This window comes from Sphingorhabdus sp., from assembly GCF_044357595.1.
Classification (GTDB): Bacteria; Pseudomonadota; Alphaproteobacteria; order Sphingomonadales; family Sphingomonadaceae; genus Sphingorhabdus_B.
The window spans coordinates 1-8,944 of sequence record NZ_JBIKPH010000101.1; the positions used below are offsets into that span (position 1 = coordinate 1).

10 protein-coding genes are annotated in these 8,944 nt (G+C 56.8%); 3 read left to right on the forward strand and 7 right to left on the reverse strand.

Annotated elements, in window-relative coordinates:
• The 3 genes from ACIQ2T_RS09875 to ACIQ2T_RS09885 form a co-directional block, all read left to right on the forward strand.
• The coding region (locus tag ACIQ2T_RS09875) for a flavodoxin-dependent (E)-4-hydroxy-3-methylbut-2-enyl-diphosphate synthase (protein WP_397590663.1) at nt 1-359 on the forward strand (359 nt) is incomplete at its 5' end.
• Nucleotides 356-841, forward strand: coding sequence for a GNAT family N-acetyltransferase (locus tag ACIQ2T_RS09880; RefSeq protein ID WP_397590664.1), 486 nt, complete (start codon nt 356-358; stop codon nt 839-841). The genes ACIQ2T_RS09875 and ACIQ2T_RS09880, both read left to right, overlap by 4 nt.
• 2 nt (nt 842-843) lie before the next feature.
• Complete coding sequence (locus ACIQ2T_RS09885) at nt 844-1,746, forward strand: DMT family transporter (protein WP_315471333.1); 903 nt, start codon at nt 844-846, stop codon at nt 1,744-1,746.
• Nucleotides 1,747-1,765: 19 nt separating this feature from the next.
• On the opposite strand, the gene ACIQ2T_RS09890 is transcribed toward ACIQ2T_RS09885, so the two are convergent.
• From ACIQ2T_RS09890 to ACIQ2T_RS09920, 7 genes are all read right to left on the reverse strand, one after another.
• Nucleotides 1,766-2,956 carry a serine hydrolase domain-containing protein gene (locus ACIQ2T_RS09890; RefSeq protein ID WP_397590665.1) on the reverse strand — a complete coding sequence of 397 codons (1,191 nt, stop codon included), beginning with the start codon at nt 2,954-2,956 and terminating at the stop codon, nt 1,766-1,768.
• Nucleotides 2,953-3,750 carry an SDR family NAD(P)-dependent oxidoreductase gene (locus tag ACIQ2T_RS09895; RefSeq protein WP_397590666.1) on the reverse strand — a complete coding sequence of 266 codons (798 nt, stop codon included), beginning with the start codon at nt 3,748-3,750 and terminating at the stop codon, nt 2,953-2,955. The genes ACIQ2T_RS09890 and ACIQ2T_RS09895 overlap by 4 nt, the downstream gene beginning before the upstream one ends.
• Nucleotides 3,747-4,508, reverse strand: a complete 762-nt coding sequence (locus tag ACIQ2T_RS09900) for an SDR family NAD(P)-dependent oxidoreductase (protein ID WP_397590667.1) — start codon at nt 4,506-4,508, stop codon at nt 3,747-3,749. Before ACIQ2T_RS09900 ends, ACIQ2T_RS09895 begins: the two co-directional genes overlap by 4 nt.
• Nucleotides 4,509-4,549: 41 nt before the next feature.
• A complete protein-coding gene (locus ACIQ2T_RS09905; RefSeq protein ID WP_397590668.1) occupies nt 4,550-5,632 on the reverse strand; it encodes a phosphotransferase family protein in 1,083 nt (360 codons plus the stop codon).
• Nucleotides 5,629-6,717: a Zn-dependent alcohol dehydrogenase gene (locus tag ACIQ2T_RS09910; protein WP_397590669.1), complete on the reverse strand. Its 1,089-nt coding sequence runs from the start codon at nt 6,715-6,717 to the stop codon at nt 5,629-5,631. The genes ACIQ2T_RS09905 and ACIQ2T_RS09910 overlap by 4 nt, the downstream gene beginning before the upstream one ends.
• Complete coding sequence (locus tag ACIQ2T_RS09915; protein ID WP_397590670.1) at nt 6,714-7,997, reverse strand: acyl-CoA dehydrogenase family protein; 1,284 nt, start codon at nt 7,995-7,997, stop codon at nt 6,714-6,716. Before ACIQ2T_RS09915 ends, ACIQ2T_RS09910 begins: the two co-directional genes overlap by 4 nt.
• A 32-nt stretch (nt 7,998-8,029) precedes the next feature.
• A partial coding sequence (locus ACIQ2T_RS09920; protein ID WP_397590671.1) for an MFS transporter occupies nt 8,030-8,944 on the reverse strand: 915 nt, incomplete at its 5' end.

The following is an 8,944-nucleotide window of genomic DNA, read 5'->3' on the forward strand; positions in this document are numbered from 1 at the left end:
TGGGCCTGCGCACCCGCGGCGTCCGTGTGGTCAGCTGCCCTAGCTGCGCACGCCAAGGTTTTGATGTCATCCGCACGGTGCAGAAGCTTGAGGATGCACTTGGCCATATCAAAACACCGATGTCGCTCTCGGTCCTCGGCTGCGTTGTCAACGGCCCCGGCGAAGCGCGCGAGACCGACATTGGCATCACGGGCGGCGGCAATGGCAAACATATGGTCTATCTATCCGGCATTACCGACCATCATGTTGAGGATGACGACATGGTCAGCCATATTGTGCGGTTGGTCGAGGCGAAAGCTGCAGAAATCGACGCTGGCGCAAGCGTGAGCATGGACACGTTACACGGGAAAGCGGCTTGAGCCTCTCGATACGGGCTGCAACGCCGGCCGATTTATCGCTTATTGGGCAGTTCATTCGCGACTTGGCGGAATATGAAAAGCTGGCGCATGCGGTGCGTTTTGACGAGGCGGTGATGGCACAAAAGCTGTTCGGACCGCGCCCTTATGCCGAGGTGCTGATTGGCGAGATTGACGCCGTGCCGGAGGGGTTCGCCTTGTTCTTCCATAATTTTTCGACCTTCGAAGGACGGCCGGGCATTTATTTGGAGGATTTGTTCGTCCGACCTGATTCCCGTGGTTCGGGGCTTGGCAAGGCATTGCTTGGCACGCTTGCCGGGCTTGCGGTCGAGCGCGATTGTGCGCGGCTGGAATGGTCAGTGCTTGATTGGAACACGCCAGCGATTGATTTTTACAAGGCGCTGGGGGCAACGCCTATGGACGAATGGACAGTCTACCGCGTCGATGGTGGCGCGCTCAATAACCTTGCCGCACACAGCCTCTAGACATGGCTGAACTCCACCCGCGTCCGTTCATCCCGTTCATGGTGGCTGCCGCGGGCATCGGCACCTTTTCGTTAATGGATGTGGCGATGAAGGACCTCGCTTTGTCGCTTGGTACCTATAATGCCGTGATGTGGCGCAACTGCCTTGGTGCGTTGTTCATGGGGCTGTTGTTTATCGGTACGCGGCAGAAATGGCCGCCAGCGCACATCCTGAAAATACATCTGTGGCGCGGCATGGTTGCGTCGGTCATGTCGATCAGCTTTTTCTGGTCGCTGACAAAATTGCCGTTCGCTGAAGCCATCGGGCTTAGCTTCATTGCGCCAGTAATCGCACTCTATTTGGCCGCCGTGATATTGGGGGAGACAATTGGCCGTGAAGCCATCTGGGCGTCGCTGGCGGGGCTTGGCGGGGTGGTTATCATCATAGCTGGCCGGTTGAGCGGACATTATACCAATGGGCATCTATGGGGCGCTGCGGCAGTTTTGTTTTCGGCGGTTGTGTTTGCCTATAACCTGATCCTCGCGCGCAAGCAGGCGCAGGTTGCAGGGCCAATTGAAATTGCATTTTTTCAAAATCTTTTCGTCGCCGCGACACTCAGCTTTGCAGCACCGTGGTTTTTGCAGCCCATTGGTGCGGCTCATGCCCCCTTGATCGGTGGCGCAGCGATATTGTCGATCATCTCGCTGTTACTTTTAAGCTGGGCCTATGCGCGGGCGGAGGCGCAGATCTTGATACCCGTTGAATATACCGCCTTTGTTTGGGCGGCGTTGTTCGGTTGGCTGTTCTTTGCCGAACCGGTCACCGTGCCAGTGTTATTGGGGACAGTGTTGATCGTCAGCGGCAGCCTAATTGCCGCGCGGGCCAAGCCAGAGCCGGTGAACCAAGTGGAGATTGCGGCGGTTTAGCCGCACGCGGACCCGATGGCTACGCCGCCAGCGCAGAGTAAATCATTGTCTTGATCTCGCGGCGCACCGGGTAGGTGGTTGACGGCAATAACTGCGTCATGAAAATCATGATGATATCCTCGACCGGATCGACGAAGAAGGCAGTTGAATACATGCCCCCCCAATAGAAATCGCCCGTTGAGCAAGGCGTCAATGTCGCCGCGCTGTCGATGGTGGTGGCAAAGCCAAGGCCGAAACCGATGCCCGCCATTTCTGCCTCACTGAACAGTGATTTCGACATTTGCGTCAGGTCCTGCCCGCCGGGAATATGGTTTGCGGTCATCAGCTCGATCGTCTTTGGGCTGAGGATCTGCGCGCCATCTAACGCGCCGCCATTGAGCAACATCCGGCAGAAGCGGTAATAATCGGCAACGCTCGATGCAAGCCCGCCGCCGCCTGAATTGAATGACCAGCCCTTGGTCCACATGCTGTCGGCGCCTGCCTTGTCGATCAGCTTCATTTTTGTTTCGGGGTCAAAGGCGAAGCCTTCGGGGATGCGCGCTGCTTTGCCGGCTGGCACCTGAAAGAAACTGTCCGTCATGCCCAAGGGCGTGAAAATATGTGTCTGGAAATATTCGGGCAACGAAAGCCCGCTGATGCGTTCCACTAAGATGCCGACTATGTCGGTCGCAACCGAATAATTCCACTGCGTGCCGGGGTCGAACTCCAATGGGATTTGCGCCAGCGTATCAATCACGCTCTGCGACGTATTTTTAGTCCAGCTTTCGACATCGGTCTTGCGATAGGCCGCGTCGATATTGCCTTGTTCCTGAAAGCTATAGGTGAAACCAGCGGTGTGCCGCAGAAGATCAATCACCCGCATTTGTGTCTTTGGCGCGCGCGTCATAAACGGCACATTGCCGCCGCCGCCCACAAAAACGCCCAGTTGCGCAAATTCGGGGATATATTTGGTGACTGGGTCCGTGAGCGCAACCAGGCCCTGTTCCACCAATTGCATGAACGCGACCGAGGTAATCGGTTTGGTCATTGATGCGATACGGAAGATGGCATCTTCGGCGACGCCAGAGCTCCACTGCAGCGCGATATCATCGCCACGGCCGACCAACACCGACGCGAACGGCAATTTGCCATTGTCGAGATAATTGGCCTGAATGAACGCAGGAATTCGGGCGAGGCGGTCGGAAACGAAACCTAAGTCTTCGGCGCTCATACTGCGGTTTGTCCTGTCAATTGACGGGTTACAGGGTGCGAGCTTGAAAGCCCGCCATCGACGGCGATGGCTTGGCCGTTGACATAAGAAGCCTGGTCGCTGGCTAGGAACAAAGCCACATTGGCGAGTTCTTCTGGCTGCGCGCCGCGGCGCAAGGGGTTCAGGCGGCCAATCTTCTCGGTCACACCCTTTTCACGGGCATAATCGAATGTCGGCTTTGTCATACCGGTTTCGGTCAGCCCTGGGCAAATCGCGTTGCAGCGGACATTGGTCCCTGACAGTTGTTGCGCGCTGACTTGCGCCAGATTGATGACGCCTGCCTTGGATGCCGAATAAGGCGGGCCGCCAGCTCCGGAACGGATACCAGCGACGCTTGCCATCAGGATGATCGATCCGCCATTGCCCGCGTCCGCCATCGCTTTGCCCGCATGCTTGACCATCAGCCACGGGCCAATCAGGTTGACGCGCAAGACGCTGGTGAAGTTTTCAACGGTGTTGTCAAAAATGCCTTCCATGCCGCCCGAAATGCCAGCGTTGGCAAAGGCGATGTCGAGATGGCCGTGCTGCGCGATTGTCTTGGCAACCAGCGCCGCCACATCGGCTTCATCGCCTGCGTCCATTTGCACGGCAGTCGCGGCATCACCTATCATCGCCGCAGTGTCATGCACCGATGCCGCCATGTCACCCAAAACGACTTTAGCGCCCTCGGCTGCAAAGCGGATGGCGGACGCGCGGCCAATGCCTGAGCCAGCGCCGGTGATGATGGCGACTTTGCCCTCTAATGCTCCACTCATACGACAACTCCTCCATCAATCACAATTGTCTGTCCGGTCATAAAGCTTGAGGCGTCGGACGCGAGATATACCGCAGCACCCGCAATTTCGCGCGGCTCAGCAATACGGCCCAGCGCCGCGCCAGAGGTTGATGTCTTCAAATTTTCGGGATTCTCCCACAAGCCTCGCGCAAAATCGGTTTTTACCAGCCCGGGCGCGATCGAATTGATACGCACATTATGCGGGCCATATTCGCGCGCGAGATTCTTGGTCATCTGAATATCTGCCGCCTTGGTGATCCCATATGCACCCAAGATCGGCGTTCCGCGCAAGCCAGCAATCGACGATACGATGACAATGGATCCCGATTTGCGCTCTATCATTTCGGGTATGACCATCTGGATCAACCAATGCTGCGATACGATATTGTTATCCAATGTCTTGCGCAGTTGCTCGTCAGTTATCGTCGCCATCGGCCCATAATGCGGGTTGGATGCGGCGTTGCAGACCAAAACATCGACTTTGCCAAAGGCCTTGCGCGCTTCATCGACGAGATTTTGCAAGCTTTCCTTTGAGGACAGGCTTGAGGCTACGGCAAGCGCCGCGCCTGTATGCTTGGCATTGATACCAGCGGCGACGGCCGCGCAATCGTCGATAGTACGGCTAGAAATCACAACCTTCGCGCCATGACCGGCCATTTCTTCGGCAATCGCCTGACCAATGCCGCGCGATGAACCTGTGATGATGGCAACCTTGCCGGTCATATCGAATAAAGACATTCTCTCTCCTTTTCCTCGCCGCGTGCGGGGAGGATTATCAATTACGCCCCAGCCTTCTCCGCGAACTTCCATGCAGATTCTGCCAGTGGGAATACGCGCTCGGCCATGGCTTGTGCATGTGACGAACTTGCGGTGCCGTCGATGACACGTTTTTTGATGCCTTGGATAATCCCGGCAAGCCGGAAGAAATTATACGCAAAATACCAGTTCATGTCGGGCACGCCGTCACGGTTCGTGGCGGCGCAATAGCGTTCGACCATCGCGTCCAATTCAGGAATGCCCAACGCTGCGCGATCCAAGTCCATGATACCCGAGCGGCCTTCATTCTGCGTTACCCATGCCATCGCGACATACGTAAAATCTGCCAGCGGGTCGCCCAAGGTCGACAATTCCCAGTCCAGCACCGCCACGACCTTTGCCTCTTTCGCATCGAAGATCATATTATCAATGCGATAGTCGCCATGGACGACGCTGGTGCGGGTCTGTTCGGGCAAGGTTTTGGGCAGCCATTCGATGAGGCGTTCCATTTCGGGCATCGTCTCGGTTTCGGCGAGCCTATATTGCTTCGTCCAGCGTTCGACCTGCCGCCCGAAATAATTCCCGGGCTTGCCAAAATCGGACAGGCCAGCGCCTTCGACATTAACATTGTGCAGCGCCGCCAATGTATCGATCATCGCCTCGTACGTCGCACGGCGCTCCGTTGGGTTAGAATCCGGCATGGAACCGTCCCAGATCGTCCGGCCTTCAACCATATCCATGATATAGAACATCGACCCAGCGACACTGTCGTCGGTGCATAGGCCAAAGGGCTTTGCGACCGGAAAGCCGGTTGGGTACAAGCCCGCAATCACCTTATATTCACGGTCAACGGCATGTGCGCTCGGTAGCAGGACGCCAAATGGCTTGCGACGCAGCACATAAGAACCGCTTTTGGCGTTCAACCGATATGTCGGGTTCGACTGACCACCTGCAAATTTCAGAACCTCGACTGGACCTTCAAATCCTTCGACATGCGCATCCATCCATTGCGCCAATGCTGTGGCATCAAGGATGTCCGCACCCGTTGGCGCGACCGTTCCGGTAAAGGCCGTTTGCGCGTCAATCGGGGTTGGGGCTGCGCTCATTGGTCAAAAACGATGACCGAACGGGCCGAGTCACCGCGCGTCATCTGGTCAAAACCTTCGTTAATCCGCTCCAGCGGAATGGTCTCCGAAATGATGGTGTCGAGATCCAGTAGACCGCGCATGTAGAAATCCACCAGACGCGGGATATCAACCGGGAAGCGGTTGCCGCCCATGATCGCGCCTTGCAGTTTCTTGCCGGACAAAAGGTCCATCGCGGACAAGCCTACCGAATGCTGCAACGGCATCATGCCAAGTATGGTTGCTGTTCCGCCGCGCTTGAGTGACTTGACCGCAAGCGTGCCGGATGCAGGACGTCCCACAGCTTCAATCGCATGGTCAACACCGCCCTTGGTCAGTTCCTGAATTTGCGCAGCGGCATCATCGGCCAAGGCATCGACCACATCGGTCGCGCCCAGCTTCAACGCCATCGCCCGCTTTTCAGGCAACGGGTCAGCCGCGATGATGCGTCCAGCCCCTGCAATCTTGGCGGCATTAATTGTGGCAAGGCCAACGCCGCCGCAGCCAATGACGGCAACGGTTTCGCCGGGTGTAACCTTACACGCGTTGAATATCGTGCCAGCACCCGTGGTCACAGCGCAGCCAATGACCGACGCCTGCGGCAACGGCATGTCGGGATGAATGGCGACGCACGCATGTTCATGCACCAACATCATTTCGGCATAAGCCGACAGGTTCAGCATCTGGTTGACGATGCTGCCATCTGGCCGCGTCAGACGCGGTGCTTCGCCCGGCCTGCGGCGGGTTTCGCCGCCAAGGCACAGCGACATCCGTCCAGTGACGCAATATTCGCAATGGCCGCAGAATGCGCTCAGGCAAGTGACAACAGCGTCGCCGACCTTAACCGTGCGCACTTCGCTGCCCACAGCCTCAACAATGCCCGCTGCCTCATGTCCCGGTATTGCGGGTAAGGGATGCGGATAGGTGCCTTCGATAAAGTGTAGGTCGCTATGGCACAGCCCACAGGCCGCGGTGCGGATAAGCACCTCATGCGGCCCGGGATTGGCGATGTTGATCTGCTCGATTTGAAGCGGTTTACCCGCTTCGATCAGGACAGCAGCCTTCACCGTGTTGCCCCCATGTCGCCGCTGGACAGTCCGTCTTTGCTGCGGCTACCATGCTTGCCAAGTTCCATACGGGCAATTGCGCGGGCGTGTACTTCGTCTGGACCATCGGCCAAACGCAGTGTGCGCTGATGCGCCCATGCCGATGCAAGACCGAAATCGTCGGACACGCCGCCGCCACCATGCGCTTGAATCGCATTGTCGATGATGCTCAGCGCCATATTCGGGGCCTGCACCTTGATCATCGCGATTTCTGCTGCTGCAGCCTTGTTGCCGACCTTGTCCATCATGTCCGCTGCCTTCAGGCAGAGCAGGCGGGTCATTTCAATGTCGATACGGGCCCGTGCAATGCGTTCTTCCCACACGCTCTGTTCGGCAACGGTCTTGCCAAAAGCAACGCGGGTTTGCAGCCGCTTGCACATTTTCTCCAGTGCCTCTTCGGCGACACCGATCGTGCGCATGCAATGGTGGATGCGGCCTGGTCCAAGGCGCCCTTGCGCGATCTCGAAGCCGCGACCTTCGCCCAGCAGTATGTTTGACGCCGGAATGCGGACATCCTTCAATTCGATTTCCATATGGCCATGCGGCGCGTCGTCGTATCCGAAGACAGGCAAATGGCGCAGAATGTTTACGCCGGGGGCATCAAGCTCCATCAGCACCATCGATTGCTGCGCATGACGCTTGGCTTCGAAATCGGTCTTGCCCATGACAATTGCGATTTTGCAGCGCGGGTCGCCTGCACCTGATGACCACCATTTCACGCCATTGAGGACATATTCGTCGCCTTCACGGCGGATGGAGGTTTCGATGTTGGTTGCGTCGGACGAAGCAACGGCTGGCTCAGTCATCAAAAACGCCGAACGGATTTCGCCGTTCATCAACGGGATCATCCATTTTTCTTTATGCGCGGCGGTTCCGTAACGCAGGAAAACTTCCATGTTTCCGGTGTCTGGCGCGGAGCAGTTATAGACTTCCGATGCAAAGCCGATGCGGCCCATTTCTTCGGCGCAGAGGGCATATTCCATGTTGTTGAGGTCTGGGCCCTCAAAATGGATGCTGTCATCGACGTGTACACGGCCTGACGTTGGCGGCATGAACAGGTTCCAAAGGCCAGCGGCCTTGGCCCGTGCCTTTTCCTCTTCGACGACTTGAAGCACTTTCCAACGGTCGCCAGCGGCCTGCTCGGCATAATAATCGGCAATGCGTGGACGCAAGAAGCGTTCGTTATGATCGCGGATACGGTCCCGCCAGTAGGTTTGCTTGTCGGTGAGATCGAAATCCATGGTTCATTCCTCTTTCATTTTTAATTGATCGGTTAACTGGCAGACTCTGCCGCTGTGTTCAAGACGCGCAAACGTTCATTATGACTTTCACGCGAAATAGGGAAATGCCTCAGGACAAGAACGCCGATAATCCCAAAGGTCAGCACCGTGCCCATATAATATAGCGCAAGCCCGTCGAGCACGGCAACATCCACGCGCCCGGGTACCGCATTTTGCGGGAAATCTGCAAAGGTCAGGATCATGCCCGCTGCGAATGTGCCAATGCCAACGGCGCATTTCTGCATGAAGAAATAGCCGGCGAAAAACAAACCTTCGGAACGCCTGCCGGTTTCCTGCTGCGACGCCTCAACCACATCAGCCATCATGGATGATGTCAGCATCATCATGCCGACTGCCGCGCTGTTGGTCATGGCCACCAGAGCGAACATGAACAGGATCGAAGGGTTATTTGGCGCGCCGGGCACAAGGTCCAAAAGCCAGCTGCCGTACAAGCCTGCCGTGAAGGTCATGGATATCATCGCCAGCAATATGGCTGCATTCTTCTTACCCAAACGCGCCGAAAGGGGCGGAACGATGATGAATGCCACGATGACAGTCGTAAACAAGATAAGCGCATAATAGAGCATCTCCATTTGCTTAAGCTGCCACAGAAAACCTAGCTGATAATTGGTTAGCGCAAATGTCAGCCCCTGATTGATCAACCCGAATACAGCGGCAGATACCAGCCACAGAAACGCCCGGTTGGAGAGCGTCACCTTCGCCTCTGCAAAGGCATGGCCAAGGCCAACACCGCGCGGGGCAGGGGGCGATTGCTTGGCAACATGCCGATGCTGCCCAAGCGCGGAGATCAATACCGCGCCCGTCATCATCAACGCACCCCAAACGGAATATGCATCATAACCTACAGGGTCGCTCACACCCTTTTCGCCCGTGAAGAAAATGCCATA

Bases quoted from the DNA above. Each gene is read 5' to 3' on its own strand.
- ACIQ2T_RS09900 (WP_397590667.1), bottom strand. From the start codon at position 4,508: ATGTCTTTATTCGATATGACCGGCAAGGTTGCCATCATCACAGGTTCA.
- ACIQ2T_RS09895 (WP_397590666.1), bottom strand. From the start codon at position 3,750: ATGAGTGGAGCATTAGAGGGCAAAGTCGCCATCATCACCGGCGCTGGC.
- ACIQ2T_RS09905 (WP_397590668.1), bottom strand. From the start codon at position 5,632: ATGAGCGCAGCCCCAACCCCGATTGACGCGCAAACGGCCTTTACCGGA.
- ACIQ2T_RS09915 (WP_397590670.1), bottom strand. From the start codon at position 7,997: ATGGATTTCGATCTCACCGACAAGCAAACCTACTGGCGGGACCGTATC.
- ACIQ2T_RS09890 (WP_397590665.1), bottom strand. From the start codon at position 2,956: ATGAGCGCCGAAGACTTAGGTTTCGTTTCCGACCGCCTCGCCCGAATT.
- ACIQ2T_RS09885 (WP_315471333.1), top strand. From the start codon at position 844: ATGGCTGAACTCCACCCGCGTCCGTTCATCCCGTTCATGGTGGCTGCC.